At 54.2% G+C, this 17,820-nt stretch carries 16 protein-coding genes and 1 tRNA gene; 11 read left to right on the plus strand and 6 right to left on the minus strand.

What is annotated here, in order from left to right:
• The first annotated feature begins 51 nt into the window (after positions 1 to 51).
• The 7 genes from QSV34_RS02970 (at position 52) to pepN (ending at position 8,306) form a co-directional block, all read left to right on the plus strand.
• Positions 52 to 141, plus strand: a tRNA-Ser gene (locus QSV34_RS02970).
• A 157-nt stretch (positions 142 to 298) separates the two neighbouring features.
• Complete coding sequence (locus QSV34_RS02975; protein ID WP_289151854.1) at positions 299 to 2,560, plus strand: YHYH protein; 2,262 nt, start codon at positions 299 to 301, stop codon at positions 2,558 to 2,560.
• A 69-nt stretch (positions 2,561 to 2,629) separates the two neighbouring features.
• The gene (locus tag QSV34_RS02980; protein ID WP_289151855.1) at positions 2,630 to 3,553 is read left to right on the plus strand and encodes an NAD(+) kinase; all 924 of its coding nucleotides are present in this window, start codon (positions 2,630 to 2,632) and stop codon (positions 3,551 to 3,553) included.
• Between the two features lie 30 nt (positions 3,554 to 3,583).
• The gene (locus QSV34_RS02985; protein WP_289151856.1) at positions 3,584 to 4,426 is read left to right on the plus strand and encodes a rhomboid family intramembrane serine protease; all 843 of its coding nucleotides are present in this window, start codon (positions 3,584 to 3,586) and stop codon (positions 4,424 to 4,426) included.
• A 38-nt stretch (positions 4,427 to 4,464) separates the two neighbouring features.
• Positions 4,465 to 4,722: a YeaC family protein gene (locus QSV34_RS02990; RefSeq protein ID WP_289151857.1), complete on the plus strand. Its 258-nt coding sequence runs from the start codon at positions 4,465 to 4,467 to the stop codon at positions 4,720 to 4,722.
• Complete coding sequence (locus QSV34_RS02995) at positions 4,723 to 5,553, plus strand: DUF2797 domain-containing protein (protein ID WP_289151859.1); 831 nt, start codon at positions 4,723 to 4,725, stop codon at positions 5,551 to 5,553. It abuts the gene before it with no gap.
• A gap of 101 nt (positions 5,554 to 5,654) precedes the next feature.
• The gene (gene pepN, locus QSV34_RS03000) at positions 5,655 to 8,306 is read left to right on the plus strand and encodes an aminopeptidase N (RefSeq protein WP_289151861.1); all 2,652 of its coding nucleotides are present in this window, start codon (positions 5,655 to 5,657) and stop codon (positions 8,304 to 8,306) included.
• Positions 8,307 to 8,426: 120 nt separating this feature from the next.
• Here the strand turns inward: pepN and QSV34_RS03005 are convergent, their stop codons facing one another.
• Together QSV34_RS03005 and QSV34_RS03010 are read right to left on the minus strand one after the other, a co-directional pair.
• Positions 8,427 to 8,921 (minus strand): DUF5362 family protein, encoded by a 495-nt coding sequence (locus QSV34_RS03005; RefSeq protein ID WP_289151862.1) that lies wholly within the window; start codon positions 8,919 to 8,921, stop codon positions 8,427 to 8,429.
• A 15-nt stretch (positions 8,922 to 8,936) separates the two neighbouring features.
• A complete protein-coding gene (locus QSV34_RS03010; RefSeq protein ID WP_289151864.1) occupies positions 8,937 to 9,926 on the minus strand; it encodes a tRNA dihydrouridine synthase in 990 nt (329 codons plus the stop codon).
• A 161-nt stretch (positions 9,927 to 10,087) separates the two neighbouring features.
• On the opposite strand from QSV34_RS03010, the gene QSV34_RS03015 reads away from it, so the two are divergent.
• The gene (locus QSV34_RS03015; RefSeq protein WP_289151866.1) at positions 10,088 to 10,606 is read left to right on the plus strand and encodes a bactofilin family protein; all 519 of its coding nucleotides are present in this window, start codon (positions 10,088 to 10,090) and stop codon (positions 10,604 to 10,606) included.
• A 5-nt stretch (positions 10,607 to 10,611) separates the two neighbouring features.
• On the plus strand, positions 10,612 to 11,259 hold the full coding sequence (locus tag QSV34_RS03020; RefSeq protein WP_289152006.1) for a methyltransferase domain-containing protein: 648 nt from the start codon (positions 10,612 to 10,614) through the stop codon (positions 11,257 to 11,259).
• A 162-nt stretch (positions 11,260 to 11,421) separates the two neighbouring features.
• On the opposite strand, the gene QSV34_RS03025 is transcribed toward QSV34_RS03020, so the two are convergent.
• From QSV34_RS03025 to QSV34_RS03040, 4 genes are read right to left on the minus strand one after another with little or no spacing between them, the layout of a single operon-like run.
• On the minus strand, positions 11,422 to 12,753 hold the full coding sequence (locus QSV34_RS03025; protein ID WP_289151868.1) for an ATP-binding protein: 1,332 nt from the start codon (positions 12,751 to 12,753) through the stop codon (positions 11,422 to 11,424).
• A complete protein-coding gene (locus QSV34_RS03030; RefSeq protein ID WP_289151870.1) occupies positions 12,750 to 13,445 on the minus strand; it encodes a response regulator transcription factor in 696 nt (231 codons plus the stop codon). Before QSV34_RS03030 ends, QSV34_RS03025 begins: the two co-directional genes overlap by 4 nt.
• Positions 13,445 to 13,714 carry a PepSY domain-containing protein gene (locus tag QSV34_RS03035; RefSeq protein WP_289151872.1) on the minus strand — a complete coding sequence of 90 codons (270 nt, stop codon included), beginning with the start codon at positions 13,712 to 13,714 and terminating at the stop codon, positions 13,445 to 13,447. Before QSV34_RS03035 ends, QSV34_RS03030 begins: the two co-directional genes overlap by 1 nt.
• A gap of 36 nt (positions 13,715 to 13,750) precedes the next feature.
• On the minus strand, positions 13,751 to 14,341 hold the full coding sequence (locus tag QSV34_RS03040) for a glycine zipper 2TM domain-containing protein (protein ID WP_289151874.1): 591 nt from the start codon (positions 14,339 to 14,341) through the stop codon (positions 13,751 to 13,753).
• Between the two features lie 321 nt (positions 14,342 to 14,662).
• Between QSV34_RS03040 and QSV34_RS03045 the strand changes: the two genes are divergently transcribed.
• Both QSV34_RS03045 and hrpB read left to right on the plus strand, forming a co-directional pair.
• Entirely contained in the window at positions 14,663 to 15,250 is a 588-nt protein-coding gene (locus tag QSV34_RS03045; protein WP_289151876.1) for a DUF502 domain-containing protein, read from the plus strand.
• On the plus strand, positions 15,247 to 17,769 hold the full coding sequence (hrpB, locus tag QSV34_RS03050; RefSeq protein WP_289151877.1) for an ATP-dependent helicase HrpB: 2,523 nt from the start codon (positions 15,247 to 15,249) through the stop codon (positions 17,767 to 17,769). The genes QSV34_RS03045 and hrpB overlap by 4 nt, the downstream gene beginning before the upstream one ends.
• Positions 17,770 to 17,820: the final 51 nt, after the last annotated feature.

Below are 17,820 nucleotides of genomic sequence, written 5' to 3' on the forward strand. Positions count from 1 at the left end.
CGCACCGGTGCGCCTTCAAGGTTGGAGAAACTACCGGAATACAGTTTTAACGGTGAGCTGGCCGAGTGGCTGAAGGCGCACCCCTGCTAAGGGTGTATACGTTGATCCGTATCCAGGGTTCGAATCCCTGGCTCACCGCCATAAAAAAACCCGTCTCGATAGAGGCGGGTTTTTTTATGGCGGTGAGCCAACGATGAGTGCCTTTACACAAAATTTACCCACCCCTTACAGTCAGCATACCCAAACTTGCACAAGCCCCTCATACACTCTAAGCGTCTAAAACAAATGGGGCGAAGTTATGAAATTGCGGGTAGTGTGTTTGGCGTTGATGGTTTTTGTGATTGCTGGTTGTGGCGGTGGTGGTGGTTCCGACAACAGCAGCGGCAGTGGTACGCCGGATCCTGTTCCGGTTCCTGACCCCGATCCTGTTCCAGACCCAGATCCAGACCCCAACCCTCCCGGTGGCGTCGACCCCTCTCGGCCTAATATCCTGCTGATTATCTCTGACGATCAAGGTCTGGATTCGTCGGCGCAATACGACCTGTCCATGGACCCTCCCAACACGCCAACGTTGAATGCTTTGGCGGATGACGGCCTGGTGTTTGATAACTTCTGGGCAACACCGGGTTGCACACCAACCCGCAGCAGCATTATCACCGGCAAATACGGTGTGAATACAGGCGTGACGGCTATTGGCGATCGCCTGCCCGACGACGAGGTGACGTTGCATTCGTTTCTCGCCAACGATGCAGCCACTGCGACCTACGGCTCTGCCCTGGTGGGCAAGTGGCACCTGGGTGGGGGCGGCGTTGCAGACAGTCACCCCAACGACATGGGCATCCCGCACTTTGCCGGTTTACTGGGTGGGGGTTTGAACGACTACAACCAGTGGAATTTCACTGTCAATGGGCAAACGTCCCAATCCACCACTTACAACACCACAGCATTGACTGACCAGGCGCTCGACTGGATGCAATCCCAGTCTGGCCCCTGGTTTTTGTGGCTCGCCTATGTCGCGCCTCATTCGCCATTTCATTTACCACCTGAGGATTTACACAGCGCAAACCTGTCGGGAACGGATACAGACATTGGCAACAATTCGCGGGATTATTACCTGGCCGCCATTGAAGCCATGGACGCAGAAATTGGCCGACTGCTGAATTCCATGGGGCAGGAACAGCGAGACAACACGATTATTTTGTACATTGGCGACAACGGCAGCCCAGCCAGGGTTACCGATCAGCTGGTGTACAGCAACGGCTCCAAAGGCAGCCTGACCGAAGGTGGTGTGCGCGTGCCGCTGGTGGTTTCCGGTGCCGGTATTACCCGGCAGAACCAGCGCGAGACTGCCCTGGTGAACAGCACCGATCTGTTTGCCACCATTACTGAATTGGCGGGCAGCAGTACTACTTCGATTCACGACAGCCAGAGTTTTGCCGGTTTGCTTGCAGATGCCAACAGCCCATCCAGGGAGTATATCTACACCGATTTTGACAGCGATCAGTTCTCCGGCTGGGCCATTCGCAATGATCGCTACAAACTGGTGGAATTCAGTGATGGCAGCCAAACACTGTATGACTTAATCGATAACCCGGATGAAACCAATGACCTGTTGTTGAGCGGGTTGGATTTCTCCACCACTGTGGATCAGCTGCGCACCGAAGCACTGCAAATTCGCCAGGGGGCAGGGGGTGGCACCGGTATTCCTCCCAGCGGCGAACCGGTGGATATAACCGGCACCATACTCACCAACCTGAGCGCCAATTGCCAGGACTACATCAACAACTATGAGTCGTCGGCGCGGGACGTGAATAACAATGTGCTGTTTACCGGGGCGCTGACCATCAGCGTCAATGGCGACAAGTGTGTGATTCAGTCCAATGGCATTCCCAACCACGATTTCAACGATGGCAGCCGCAGCTTTGCCAACGACGTGTCGGAGCAAAACCAGAATTACGAAATCACGGTGAGCCCGCAATTTGCCGCCCAGGCAACCCCCATTGCCATTGGTTCGGATAATGGTGTGATGCTCAACGGCGTTAAAGTCGATCTGCTGGCCGCCGCCTGTTTTGGGGTGGGGGATGAGCGTACCGGCTGCAACAACATGGATCAGCCCTGGCGCTTCGACCCGGTGTTTGAAAACAGCGCCTTTTCTTTGGACAGCCACAACGCCCATGCCCAGCCCAACGGCAGCTACCACTACCACGGTTCACCCAATGCCCTGTTTCATACTCACACCAATATTGAATCCCCGGTGGTGGGTTTTGCCGCTGACGGCTTCCCCATATTTGGCACCTGGTTCGATGACAATGGCTCAGTGCGTCAAGCCACCTCAAGCTATCGCCTGAGAAACGGCAATCGGCCCACCGGAGAGGGCAGCCCCGGTGGTAGTTACGATGGTACCTACCGCGACGACTACGAATACGTGGATGGCCTGGGTGATCTCGACGAGTGCAATGGTATGACCGTGAACGGCGTTTACGGCTACTACATCACCGAAGAATTTCCCTACATGATGGCTTGCCTGAAGGGCGAGGTTGATCCTTCTTTTGTTCGTTGAATGGCGCTGCCCATGTCGGAGAATCCCTGTGTATAATCGGTGTTTCAACGATTATCACAAGAGCATGGTATGCCCTCATTTCCCCGCATTGGCCTGATGGCCCGAGTTCAATATCCCGAAGTTGTGGATTCGTTGCGTTACCTGATCAGCGATTTGGGTGCTGATCACAGCCTGATGGTTGAGGCTCGTGCGGCTGCCTTTCTTAAGGAAGAGAGTCTTGACGACGAGGGCATCGACTACCCGGTGTGCGAATGCCAGGAATTTGCTGATTGTATTGACCTTGCCATCCTGGTGGGAGGGGACGGCAGTATGCTCAGTGCCGCCCGCGAGATGGTGGATTTTGATGTGCCATTGCTGGGTATCAACCGCGGTCGTCTGGGATTTCTCAACGACATTTACCCGGATGAAATTGGCCCGCGGGTGCGCGAGGTGCTGGCGGGGAATTACATCGAATCCAGCCGCTTTCTGTTGGAAACTGCCGTGACGCGTAATGGCACAGAGATAGGTGCGGGAATTGCTCTTAACGATGTGGTACTGCACCCCGGCCAGTCGGTGCGAATGATGGAATTTGAACTCTATATCGACGGCCACTTCGTCAACAGCCAGCGGTCTGACGGTTTGATTGTGGCCACGCCCACCGGCTCCACCGCCTACGCACTTTCCGGAGGCGGCCCAATATTGAACCCGGACCTTGACGCCATCGTGCTGGTGCCCATGAATCCCCACACCCTCAGCAGCCGCCCCATTGTGGTTCCAGGCAACAGCGAAATTGAAATTCGCGTCAGCGACCTCAATGAACTGCACCCCTTTGTTACCTGCGACGGCCAGAACCATGTGGAAACTGAGCCGGGGGACGTTATCAGTATTCGCAAAAAGGCCAAGCAACTGCGCCTGATTCACCCCAGTGATCACAACTTCTACGAAATTTGCCGCAGCAAATTGGGCTGGGGCAGCCGCGTTGGCGCCATCCATCGCAATAATAAAAACCCCTAAATGACAGTCAACGAAAACAGCTGGACGTTGGTGGCGCAGTTTTCCCTGGATTGGAATCCGGAAAAACTGCTGGCTGAGTTACAGCGTCGGGGCATCAATCACCGAATTGTGCGTGACGAACAGCGTCAATCCCTATGGATCGAACAGCCAGAACATATTGTGGAAGTGGATCAACTGGTGCGTAAGGTTCAGGAGCCGGAGCGCAGAGCCGCTCAAGACCCTTGGCGTTATGGCAGTGCTACTCCACTGCGAAGACAATCGCATAACGTAGATATAAAGAAGTTGGCTTCTCAGGCTGGAAATCTATTTCGCCAGTTTCCAGTGGTGATGTGGGCCATTACATTCAGCTTGGCTGGCGCTCTATTAGATGCGAGGTTTGATCATCTTGTAAGCTTTTTTTACTTTCCAACAACAGAGGAATGGTCTCTATCTACAATTTGGCGCTGGCTAACTCCTATCTTTTTGCACTTTGGCATCAGCCATGTGGTATTTAACTGTCTTTGGCTGTGGGTGTTTGGCAGCCGTTTAGAACACGTTCTGGGTAGTGCTAAATTACTCTTACTTATCACTCTTACTGGGTTGGGTGGCAATATTGCGCAGTATTTATGGAGCCAGTCAGTATCTTTTGGGGGGATGTCCGGCGTTGTATTTGGGTTAATGGGCTATCTGTGTGTGCGCCAGAAGTTGAAACCGCATCCTCTACTGAATCTGCCCCCCATGCTCTACGGCATAATGTTTATCTTTCTGGTGCTTGGTATAACCGGTACTCTTTGGCAGCTGTTTGGCTCTGCCATTGCTAACGGGGCCCACCTCGGTGGTTTACTCACCGGTATGGCGTTGGCACTGATGTCGTCGCCAGCGCCAAAGCGCTGATATAATCCGCAGTCTTTTCTATAAGCCCGGCCAGATTTATGGATTTTCAGCAGCTTCTCAATAATATCACCCCGGATATCTACCAAAACCTCAAGCGCTCGGTGGAACTGGGCAAATGGCCCGATGGCAACGCCCTGACCGCAGAACAGCGAGAGCTGTGTATGCAGGCAGTGATTGCCTACGAGCACAAGCATCTGCCCCCGGAAAAGCGCAGCGGTTATGTACCCCCCAAACCCACTGATTGCGAAACAGACTTGTCTCTGGATGATGCCGAAACCCTGAAGTGGAAGCAGTAGATGAATGCCAATTGCCATAGCGGCCACCTGAAAAAAATGATCGTGGAGTTGGCCGACAAGGTGCACTATCAATTGCCTCTGGACGATCAACGAATAGACCTCAATCCGCTGGTGGGGGAGCAGCTACGGCTGGAATACGCCGGCGACATTCACTGCCATCACTGCGGCCGCAAAACCAAAAAAAGCTTTAATCAAGGTTATTGTTACCCTTGTTTTAGTCGTCTGGCTCAGTGCGATAGCTGCATTATCAGCCCGGAAAAATGCCACTACGAACAAGGCACCTGCCGGGAGCCGGAATGGGGCGAACAGTTCTGCATGACCGACCACATTGTCTACCTGGCAAACTCATCGGGTATCAAGGTGGGCATTACCCGCATCAATCAGATTCCCACTCGCTGGATCGACCAGGGGGCGGTACAGGCGTTACCGATTTTGCGAGTTGCCACACGGCAGCAATCCGGCCTGGTGGAAGACGCGCTGCGCCAGCATGTAGCGGACAAAACCAATTGGCGCGCCATGCTTAAAAATGATGTGGTGGAAATGGATTTGGCCGCCAAACGGGACGAACTGTTTGACCTGTGCAATAGCGAACTGGCGCAATTGACCGACCGCTTTGGCATTAACGCCATCCAGCCTGTCGACGACGCTGAGGCGATAAATATCGATTACCCGGTGATCGAGTACACCACCAAAGTCACCAGTTTTAATTTCGACAAAACCCCGGTGGTTGAAGGCCGTTTAATGGGCATTAAAGGCCAGTACCTGATGTTCGATACCGGGGTAATCAATATTCGTAAATTTACCGCTTATAACATTACTGTCAATTTTTAAGCAAACGGTGGATTACGCTTCGCTAATCCACCCTACAATACACCATTACCCTACCCGTAGGGTGGATTAGCTGAAGGCGTAATCCACCAAAAGGATTGACCATGAAAAACGCACAACCCAAAACCATCTACCTGAAAGACTACCAGCCGCCAAACTACTTGATTGATACCACCGAACTGCGGGTGGAATTAATGGAGGAGGGCGCCACGGTAACCGCCACACTCAAGATGCGCCGCAACAGCCACGCAGGTGAAGACGCGCCATTGCTATTGCATGGTATTGAGTTGGAACTGCGCGAGTTAAAAATTGATGGCCGTGTTCTGGATGCCAATGAGTATTACGCCGATGCAGAAAGCCTGACCATCGAACAGGTGCCCGCTGAGTTTGTATTGGAATCTACCGTCTTTATCAAACCCCAGGAAAACACGTCCCTGGAAGGTCTGTACAAATCCGATGACATGTTTTGCACCCAGTGCGAGGCAGAGGGCTTTCGCAAAATCACCTATTACCTGGATCGCCCGGATGTGATGAGCGAATACACCACCACCGTAGTGGCGGACAAAGCCGGCTACCCGGTGTTGCTCAGTAACGGCAACCCCATCGACAGCGGCGAGTTGGATAACGGCCGTCATTTTGTTACCTGGCACGACCCGTTTAAAAAACCCAGCTATCTATTCGCATTGGTGGCCGGTGACCTGGAATACATCGAAGACAGTTTTACCACCATGAGCGGCCGCAATATTGAGTTGCGCATTTTTGTGGAAGAAAAAGACATCGATAAATGCGACCACGCCATGCGTTCCCTGAAAAAATCCATGGCCTGGGATGAGGAAGTGTATGGCCGTGAGTACGACCTCGATATTTTTATGATTGTCGCCGTGGACGCTTTCAATATGGGCGCCATGGAAAACAAAGGCCTCAATATTTTTAATACGTCAGCGGTGCTGGCAAAAACCGAAACCACCACCGATGCGGCTTTTCAAAGAGTGGAAGCTATTGTTGCCCACGAGTATTTTCACAACTGGTCCGGCAACCGGGTCACCTGTCGCGATTGGTTCCAGCTGAGTTTGAAAGAAGGTTTTACCGTATTTCGTGACGCCGAGTTTTCAGCAGATATGGGCTCGCGGGTGGTGAAGCGGGTAGAAGATGTCAGCCTGTTGCGCACCGCTCAATTTTCCGAAGACGCCGGCCCCATGGCTCACCCAGTGCAGCCCGCCAGTTTTATCGAAATATCCAACTTTTACACCCTTACCGTGTACGAAAAAGGCTGCGAAGTGGTGCGTATGTATCACACTTTGCTGGGGCCGGAATTATTCCGTGAGGGCAGTGACCTCTACTTTGATCGCCACGACGGCCAGGCGGCCACCATCGAAGATTTTACCCGCTGCATGGAAGAAGTGTCCGGTCGCGACCTGACGCAATTCAAGCGCTGGTACAGCCAGGCGGGCACTCCGCGGCTGGACGTGAATGGCTCATACGACGCCGACGCGCAAACCTATACCCTGAACTTTGCCCAAAGCTGTCCGGCCACGCCGGAGTCTGCGGAAAAGCAACCCTTCCATATCCCGGTAACCTTGGGTCTGGTGGGTCAGCAGGGGGATTTGCCACTGACATTGCAGGGTGTTGAGCAAACCGAAACCTATACGGATATGGTGCTGGAAATTACCGAGAGCGAGCAGAGTTTTGTTTTTGAAAACGTCACAGAGCAACCTGTGCCGTCATTGCTGCGAGACTTTTCGGCCCCGGTAAAACTGGATTTTCCCTACAGCAATGCTGACCTGACTTTTTTGATGAGCCGCGACAGCGACGGTTTTAACCGTTGGGACGCTTGTCAGAAACTTGCTACAGGTATCCTTGAAGGTTTGGTGCAAGCTCAGCTGGATGGCGCCACCATGGAGCTGGATAGCAGCTTGGTGGCAGCATTCCGTACTGTGCTGAATGATGACTCTCTGGATCCAGCCATGGTGGCGCTGATGCTGAAACTGCCCAGCGAAGCCTACCTGGCAGAAGAAGCGGACGTTATCCATGTGGATGAAATTCACAACGCCCGTGAGTTTGTGCGCGACCAACTGGCGCAGCAACTGAAAGCGGAATTTCAAGCCGCTTACGATAGCAATCAGGTGAGTGAACCCTACGAACCCAGTGCCGCACAGATCGCCAAGCGCAGCCTGAAAAATGTTGCGCTCGGTTATTTGATGCTGGCGGACGATGATGCCATTTCACTGGCACGCAGCCAGTACGACAATGCCAACAATATGACCGACAGCGCCGCCGCACTGGCACTGTTGGTATGCAGCGACAAACCGCAAGCGCAACATCAGGCCGCTGAATTAATTATCGCATTCTATGAAAAATGGCAACAAGAGGCGTTGGTGGTCAACCAATGGTTTACCGTACAGGCCATCGCACCGCAGCAGGGGGCTGTAGAGCGGGTGAGAGAATTAATGCAGCACCCGGCGTTCGATATCAAAAACCCCAACAAAGTGCGCTCCCTGATCGGTGCTTTCTGCGCCAACAACCACGTTAACTTCCACCGCACCGATGGCGCCGGTTACCAACTGCTGGCGGATATGGTGATCGAACTTAACACCCTCAACCCACAAATTGCCGCCCGCCTGCTGGCGCCGCTGAGTAAATGGCAAAAGCAAATTCCGCAAAGGCAGCAATTGATGAAAGAGCAATTGAGCCGGATTCTGGCAACAGAAGAATTGTCGAAAGATGTCTATGAGGTGGTGTCGAAGAGTTTGAAGTGACAAGAGCGGCGTGTCGCCGCTCTTGTCATCCTGAGGAGCCCGGAGGGCGACGTGAGGATCTCACAACTTTCAGACCCTGAGATCCTCACGGTCGCTTCGCTCCCTCAGGATGACGGTAACTTATATTCCAGAAACTCCACCCATTGCTGTTAAGGCGATGGGCATAATGATTGTGCTCGCTATAAAGAACACGATGGCAATAATTGTGAGTATGCCCAGAAATTTCCAAAGTTTACGTTGTTGATCCAGCGCTATCGCCAAAGATGAATTATTAGGGTTTCTAACCACATCTTTAATACGGCTGGCATATTTAATCATGTAGATTGCGGGGAAAAAGTAAAATAAGCCAATCACAAGGTACATAATCCCCATAACTGAACCTATGCCGGCAAACCCAATACCTGCTCCATCGCTCAGCCCTAGAGCTGCACCTCCAAAGAAAAATACTAGCCCAATGATTGTCATCAATACAGCGAACAACATGGCGACTATTGCAATAAACAAAACCCAAGGCCGAGTACCTGTTAATTTATCAACAACATCTTGAGAAATACCTTGCCCGGACTGCGGGCCGGATATATCTGCCTGCGGAGTAGAGTAGGGGTTGTCGGTCATGGTGGTGCTCCTTTTCTAAATTATTGTGTCGCCAATCTGCTCAATATCCCGGCTATTGTCAAACTGACGGTCAAACGCCGCCTGAAAATCCTCGTGTTCCCGAAAGCGTTTTATTTCTTCAAACAGCTCCTTTGCCTGGGGGTAAGTGCGCTGCAAATACATCAGCCATTGTTTGGCGCGGTTGCCGAGAAATTTCTCCGGATAGGCAGCACCGGTTTCCCGGTAAAAACCGTACAGCAATTGACAGACATCGCCCCAGGGCAGGGGAGTGTAAGCAGTGCCCGCCTCAAAATGTTTGATTTGCAGGGCCAGATCGGGCCGCGCCAATAAACCTCGCCCCAGCATAAAATCACTGCAGCCGGTTTGCTGCTTACAGCGTTGATAGTCTTCCAGCGACCAGATTTCTCCATTGGCAATCACCGGTATTTCCACTGCCTGGCGTATACGACCGATGTAATCCCAGTACGCCGGTGGTTTGTAGCCGTCTGCTTTGGAGCGGGCGTGTACCGCCAGTTCACTGGCGCCCCCTTGCCAGGCGGCAGTGGCGTTACCCAGGTAAGCGCTGCGGTCGGCAAAACCGAGACGGATCTTGGCGGTGACCGGCACATGCTGCGGTACCGCATCGCGCACTGCCTTGACCACGTCGTACACCCGTTGCGGGTCTTTCAACAAGGTGGCACCGCCATCGCTGCTGTTGACGGTTTTTGCCGGGCAGCCGAAATTTAAATCCACCGCGCTGGCGCCCATGCGCGCGGCCTTGGCGCCGTTGCGGGCCAGTTTGTCCAGGTTGCTGCCCAGCAGCTGAATCCGTACCGGTGTTCCCGCAGGTGTTTGGCAGCCATTGGCCAGTTCCGGACAGAGTTTTTTGAAGACCCTTTCCGGCAGCACTGCATCGGTGACCCTCACAAACTCGGTGACACAGATATCCACACCCCCCAAACCGGTGAGCAGATCGCGCATATGGTGATCGACCACCCCCTCCATGGGGGCGAGAAATAGTCGCATGGCTGTGAATATGACCGCTGGCTGTGAATGGGGCACGAATTGTAGCCACAGATACCCTTTCTATCTATTTATTCTGTGACTTGCGCACTGGTAAGCTGTTGCCATTGCATTGATGATTCCACGTCCGTATTTCTTTTCGCAACGCATGAGAGAGCACAGCTATGTTCGATAAAAAAACCGATGACAAGCAAAGCAAACCCGCCACCAGCAGCAGCCAGGTTGACCGTGGCGATCTGGCGGCCACCAGCGTTACCTCACCAGCCCGCGCCTGCGCCATGATTGGCTCTACCATTCATATCAAGGGCGATATCAGCGGTGGTGAGAACCTGGTGATCGATGGCAAGGTAGACGGCACCATTGATCTTAGCTCCCACGAACTCTCTGTTGGTAAAAGCGGCACTGTAAAAGCAGATATTACCGCCAAAACCGTGCGTATTGACGGCGAGGTTCAAGGGGACATTTCCGGCCACGAGAAAGTGACGGTTTCCAAAAGTGGCAATGTGCGCGGCAACATTGTGGCGCCCAGAGTGACTCTGGAAGACGGTGCCAAGTTCAAGGGCAGCATTGATATGGACCCAGGCAATGGCGCTGTAGCCGCTCCCAAGGCGCCTAAAGCCGCTGAAGTGAAAGAGCTTCACAAAGACAACAAGCCCGGTGAGGCGGCGAAAAGCGCTTCTTGATCCCGGTGTTTCGCAAGACCACAGCGGAACCACCACCCCGTCAGGAAAGCGGCGACACTGGCTCTGCTGCCACCGTGCAGCAGAGCCAGCTTTTTGCCACCTTGACGGAACGGCTGGAGCCTGAGCAGCCGCTTTCCGTATTGGACATTGGCCCCGGTGTGGCGGCCACCCTGGAATTCTTCTCCGCCTATCGCTGCCGTCTGCAGTTTGCTGATCTGTTTGACCTGTTGCCCATGGCGGCCACGGAAGAGGGTCTGACGGAGGAGCAGAAACAACAGCAATTGCAGCAACAGTTTACTGAAGCACTGGCTTTGCCAGCGGATGCCCGTTTTGACCTGATTTTGTTTTGGGATCTGTTCAATTATCTGGACAGCAGCGCCCTGGCGGCACTCTCTCAGGCACTGCAACCCCACTTGCACAAAGGCAGTCGCGGCCACGGCTTTGTGCAGCGGGACCGCCAGAAAACCCCGCCGGATTATGGCTACGGTGTGCGATCAGAAAACAGTTTTACCATCAAACCCTGCACGCGGCAGGGCTTGCAAAAGCACTGTCATGCTCAGGCATCGGTGGAGAGGCAGTTGCAGGGGTTTACCATTCAGCGCGGGGTGTTGATGCTGGATGGGCGTTTGGAGTTTGTGTTGCACGCTTGTTAAACATTGTTTCGGGTTGTGGGTTTCGTGTCGCGCGCAACCCGAGTGATGTTGTCATTCTGAGCGCAGCGAAGAATCTCGATAGCGATGCGAAGTAAGAGATCCTTCGCTGCGCTCAGGATGACATGAGAAAAGGTATTGCGAAGCCCGCAGCCCGAAGCCGATTCAAATCGGCAGCACCACCCGAAATCGTGCTCCGCCCAACGGCGACGGTTCAATATGCAATTCACCGCCGTAACCGCTGACTATATCCAATACCACCGCCAAACCAATGCCTTGCCCGGCCTGGCTGGTGTCGGCGCGGGTACCCCGTTGCAGAATGGCCTGGCGCTGTTGTGGCGGCACGCCGGAGCCGTTGTCGTCCACGGTTAGCTGCAAGCGCTTACCATCCAGTTCGGCGCCGACAGTCACTTTCCCTGCGCCGTATTTGCAGGCGTTGTCTAGCAGGTTGCCCAGCAATTCCATTAAATCCGCTTCATCACCGCGAAACTGGCAATTGGTATCCAGCTCGGTGGTAAATTGAATGTCCGAAGACTGATAAATTTTTTCCAGTGTGCTGACCAAACGCTGCACCACTGGTTCCACCGGTAACAGTTGATGGCTGGCGCTGCTGCCGCCGACCGCACGCTGTAATTGGTGGCGCACAATCTGGTCCATACGTTCCAGCTGCTGATCCATGTCCACATCTGAGCCATCGCCCTGTAATTGGCCGCGCATCACCGCCAACGGTGTTTTCAGGCTGTGGGCCAAATCTGCCATGGTATTGCGGTAGCGCTCGCGCTGCTGGTGCTGGCTTTCCAGTACACGGTTGAGGTTTTCCGTCACCGGGGTGATTTCCCGTGGGTAATTGCCCTGCAACTGCTGCTGTTCACCTTGTTCGATGGCCTGTAAATCCTCAGCCACTCGGCGCAACGGCTGTAAACCCCAGCGCATAATCAACAGTTGTATAGCCAGCAGAAACAGGCCGAGGCCGCCGAGCCATTGCCACAACTGTTGGCGGTAGGCGCTCAGTTGCGTATGCATGGGAGTGCGATCCTGAGCGACACTAAAACGCAGCTGACGACTGTCGCCGGACGCCTGTTGCCAGCTGACATCGTAGTGAAACTGGTAATAGCGTTGCTCGTCACTGGCAGGCTTTTGAAATTGCTGCTGGCCAGTGCGCAGGGAGTTGGTGGAAGGGGGCAGGGTAGTGGCCAGAGAGGAGGCCGATTGCCAAAGTACTTGCTGGTTGTCGCCGATAGTGGCCAGCAGGCCGGAATTGAGCTGGTTAAGACGCGGTTCGGTGAGCTGTTCCGGCATCCACAATTGCTCACCTTCCAGTTCTGCGGCTCCCATCAGCAGGTATACGGTGCTTTTCAGTTGCTCCTCGAGGGCGGATTCCTGACTGTGGCGAAAGCTGCGTTCCAGTGCCAGGCCGCTGAGGCCCAAAAACAAAGGCAGCAATAACAAAGAGGCCAATACAAAACGGCCAGCCAGAGAGTGTAGCCAGGCCGTCATTCTATAGTGCCCGTAGCCGTGCTTTGCAGGGTAAAACGATACCCCTGGCCGCGCACAGTGGCGATGGGTTTGAGGGTACCGCCGGGGTCGAGTTTTTTACGCAGGCGACCAACAAACACCTCAATCACATTGCTGTCCCGATCAAAGTCCTGGTCGTAGAGGTGTTCAGTAAGCTCGGTTTTGGAAACCACTTTGCCGGGCTCTCGGCTCAGGTATTCCAAGGTGTTGTATTCGTAACTGGTCAGCTCCAGAGGTGCGCCTTCCAGGGTGACCTGTTTGCTGGCGGTGTCTATCTGTAGTGGGCCAAACGTCAGGGCTGAGCTGGCGCGGCCGGCAGCCCGGCGCAACAGAGCATGAATGCGGGCCTTCAACTCTTCCGGATGAAAGGGTTTTACCAGGTAATCGTCGCCACCCGCTTCCAGCCCGGCTACTTTGTCTTGCCAGTTGCCACGGGCGGTAAGAATCAGAATGGGGAATTGGTGATCTTTCTGGCGCAGGGTTTTGATTAACTCAATACCGTCCATGCCGGGCAGGCCAATATCCACAACCGCCAGATCGTAAGGGTATTCACTGCCCTGGTAGAGCCCTTCGTTGCCATCGGCGGCGGCATCTACCGCATAGCCTTCGGCAGTCAATGCGCTTTGTAACTGTTCGCGCAGCGCGGTTTCATCTTCAACAATCAGAATTCGCATTATCTGCCCCTGATCACTTTTCCACTGTTGCCATCGATAACCAGCTGCACAATTTTCCCCGACGGGGTAAGCACTTTAACGCGAAAGGCTTTTTTGCCGTTGTGCTTGATGGGGGTAACTTTCAACACTTTGCCACCCTGTTTACTGGCGATGGCAGCCGCCTGCTTGCGGTTAATGTCTGCTTCGGCGGGTGGGCTGACCAGAGTAATGGTGCTGCCCAGTAAACAGGCGCAGAGGAACTTGCTGGTAACTTTTACTAGGCAGTTCATAACAGGTTCCTCTGCTTGTGGGACAAAAGCTGATTATTAATAACGGTGTGCGGGGCGCACATCTACCACTACTTTGATGCGTCTGCCGGGGTCGTAGTTGGTGCGGGTTTTGTACACCCGGCCATTGTAGCGGTATTTCACTTTATACCCGACGATTTCCTTATGGTAGTCGTAGTAACCGCGGTCGTGATAGTCATGGTGACGGTGCTTTTTACTGACATCCGATGCGATAGCTGCGCCCAGTACGGCACCGACTGCCGCACCCACACGTTTGCTTTTCTTGTGGTTGCCCAGTGCATGGCCCACGCCTCCGCCAATAATGGCACCGATCAGCGGTTTTTTGGAGGAGCCGCGGTCGTAGTAGTCGTAACCGTCGTCATAACGATAGTCACTGTGGTAAGTGCGAACCTTCTTGTAGATGGGTTTCACACTGATGACCCGGGCGTAGTCCGTATGGTTGCCGCGGTAATGGTGCTTGTCGTGGTGTCTGTCGTAATGGCGATCGTGGTAGTCGCGATGGCCTCCGGCCATGGCAGTGCCAGACAGAGTGACCAGCGCCATAACCACCAATGCCGGTTTTAGCACGGCAGATTTGAAAGATGCTGTTTTCAGAATGATAGATTTCATGATCAATCTCCTCAGGGTGTAGAGCCGGTTCTTCCGACTTGCTGACAAGATTAGCGCTGCGAACCTGAATACAAGCTGAATCGAATTGCGGTTTTTCTCCGTTACAATGCTTTCCGGAGTTGGCATGAACCGGGTGCAGTTAGCCGTGACACGCCGCTTTCTTTTTATGAGAAAGCCCTTCCATGGGGGCTCGTGGCCAGCATCTGACCGCCATGGATGGCGGAAATGCAGATTTTGCAGGAGCAAAAATCTGCCCTGCTGGCCGCGGTCACTGCTAACTGCACCCGATTCATGCTTTTTGAAATTGAGGGATAACTAACTATGAAAAAAATCTTTATCGGTGGTGTCATGGTGTTGCTGCCCGTAGTGATACTGGCGGCGGCGTTCAAGTGGTTGTTTGCGTTGATTACCAACTGGATTCAGCCACTTACCAACCTGGTAGTTGCCGATAATCGGCTACCGGAACTGGTGGGCGACCTGATTGTAATTGCCATTATTCTGGTGCTGTGCTTTGTGGTGGGAACCCTGGTATCAACTCGCATTGGTGCCTGGGCTCACCGGTTGTTCGACCGCTACTTGCTGAAGCTGGCGCCGGGCTATCGCATGGTCAAGGAAGTGATTGCCCAGTTTTTTGGCGATGCCAGCAAATCGCCGTTTGCCAATGGTGAAGTGGCCAGAGTAAAAATTTTCGGCCCCCAGTGCCCCACCTCGGTGACTGCTATTGTGACTTCGCGACACGATAGCGGCGACTTTACCGTATTTGTGCCCACCGGCCCCAATCCCACTTCCGGCAATATGTACCACCTGAAACCGGATCAAGTTGAGCTGCGCCCGGACATCAAACTGGAAGATATGATGCGCACCATCATTGCCTGTGGTGCCGGTTCTGGCGACTTGTACAAATCGTGAATGACGGATTGCCCATTACCGAGGTGCTGGCGGATATCTGCCAACACCTCGCCAACAATGATGAGCTGGTACTGCAGGCGCCACCCGGTGCCGGTAAAACCACCGTTGTGCCATTGGAGTTGCTGAAACAGCCTTGGTTGAACAAACCGAAAATCCTGTTGTTGGAACCCCGCCGCATGGCTGCCCGAGCGGCGGCGGAGCGCATGGCGCAACTGCTGGGTGAACCAGTGGGCAAAACCGTGGGTTACCGCATGCGTCTGCAGAGCAAGGTAAGTGCTGAAACCCGTATCGAAGTGATTACCGAAGGCATTCTTACCCGAATGCTTCAGGACGACCCGTCACTGGACGGGGTTGGCCTGGTGATCTTTGATGAATTTCACGAACGCAGCCTGGATGCGGACCTTGGCCTTACGCTTGCACTGCAAGGGCGAGAATTGTTTCGGGATCAGCAACAATCGCTGAAAGTGCTGGTCATGTCTGCCACTCTGGATGGTGAACGGGTGGCACAGTTGTTGGGCGATGCACCCATTGTGACCAGCCAGGGGCGCAGTTATCCGGTAGATATTGTCTACGGCAGGAACCACAAAGCTGGCGACCCCATTGAGCCACTGGTGGTTGCCACGGTAATGCGCGCGTTGTCGGAAACGTCCGGTAGCCTGTTGGTCTTTCTGCCGGGGCAGGGGGAAATCAATCGGGTGGCCAGCAGTTTGCGCGAGCGCTTGGTGGATAGGGATGATGTGGTGTTGGCGCCACTCTATGGCTCGCTCAGCCTTGAACAGCAGCGCAGTGCCATTGAGCCTTGTGGTACAGGTGTGCGCAAAGTCGTGCTGAGTACTAACATCGCTGAAACCAGTATCACCATCGATGGAATTTCCACGGTAGTGGACTCCGGGCTGGCGCGGGAGCCGCAGTTTGATCCCAATAGCGGCATGACCCGCCTGCGCACCCGGCGTATATCCAAAGCATCCAGTGTGCAGCGGGCCGGTCGTGCTGGCCGTCTGGGGCCTGGCAGGTGTTATCGCCTGTGGAGTGACCAGCAGCAACAGCAGCTTGCCGCGCATGCTACCCCGGAAATTCTACAGGCGGATCTGGCACCAATGGTGTTGCAATTGCTGGCTTGGGGCGTAGGTGATGCCAGCGAACTACAATGGCTGGATGCGCCCCCTGGTGGCCCTTGGCAGCAGGCCTTGGAATTGCTAGCGGCATTCGCTGCCATTGAACGCACCAATAACGGCAGCTGGCAGTTGACGCCCCACGGCCAGCGCATGGCCGCCACTCCCTGTCATCCACGTCTGGCCAATATGCTGCTGCTTTCAGAGCAGTGGGGGCTGCAAAAAAGCGCCAGTGATCTGGCGGCGCTCTTATCTGAACGCACCCCTGTGACTTGTGGTGCTAACTTGATTGACGCTCTTGTGTTGTTGTCATCCAGTGGTTGCCCGCCCACCCTGAAAGGCTGGCAACAGCGGGTGCGCGAACAATCCCGTCGTTTTCTGGCTATTTGCAAAGATACTCAAACAAAAGGCACTCAAACAGATGCCCCGGTGGATGCTCATATGGCTCCGGGGTTGTTGTTGGGTATGGCTTATCCCGACCGTATTGCCCGGCACAAAAGCGGTGATAGCTACCAGTTGAGCAATGGCCGCAGGGCGCGCCTGTCGGGGCAGGGGAATCTGCAAGGCGAGCCCTGGTTGGTGGTAGCGGATCTGGGCGGGCAAGCAGGCAGTGCGGAAGATCGCATTTACACCGCTGTGCCGTTATCTGAAGCGCTGTTTGATAGCCACCTTTGCGGATTGCTAAAAACCGAAGACAAAGCCCATTGGGATGACCGCAGCCAGCAGTTTGTTGCCCAGCGTCAGCAGCGGGTTGGCGCCATACTGTTGAATTCCCGGCCACTGGACACCATCGACCCACAACAAAAAACCGCCGCCTTGCTGGATTTGGTGCGAAAGCAGGGCTTGCAGCTACTGCCCTGGACTAAAGCGCTGGAACAGTGGCGCCACCGGGTTCTGCTATTGCATCGCACCATCGGTGACCCTTGGCCGGATCTTTCTGATGACGCACTGCTGAATAGCCTGGAAGGCTGGCTGGCGCCTTATTTAGAACCGGTCACTCGCCTTAGCCATTTTCAGCAGCTGGATCTGAAGGCGATACTGGCCAATCTACTGCCCTGGCCGTTGCCGCAACAATTGGATGAGCTGGCTCCGGTTACGTTGCCAGTGCCGTCAGGCTCCAACATCACAGTGGATTACAGTCAGTCGCCACCAGTATTGGCAGTGAAACTGCAGGAAATGTTTGGTTGCCAACAAACCCCGACCGTTGCTGGGGGGCGAGTACCGTTGACCGTGCACCTACTGTCGCCAGCGCGGCGCCCGTTACAAATTACCCAGGATTTGGCGGGTTTCTGGCACAGCAGTTACCAGCAGGTAAAAAAAGAAATGAAAGGCCGTTATCCCAAGCACCCATGGCCGGATGACCCGCTGCAAGCATTACCCACCGCAAGGGTTAAAAAGCGGCTATAGTTATCCGGTCGGTTGTAGTTGTTCAGGTTGAGCGTTTTTCAGACCGATATT

This window comes from Porticoccus sp. W117 (assembly GCF_030341905.1).
GTDB lineage: Bacteria > Pseudomonadota > Gammaproteobacteria > Pseudomonadales > Porticoccaceae > SCSIO-12696.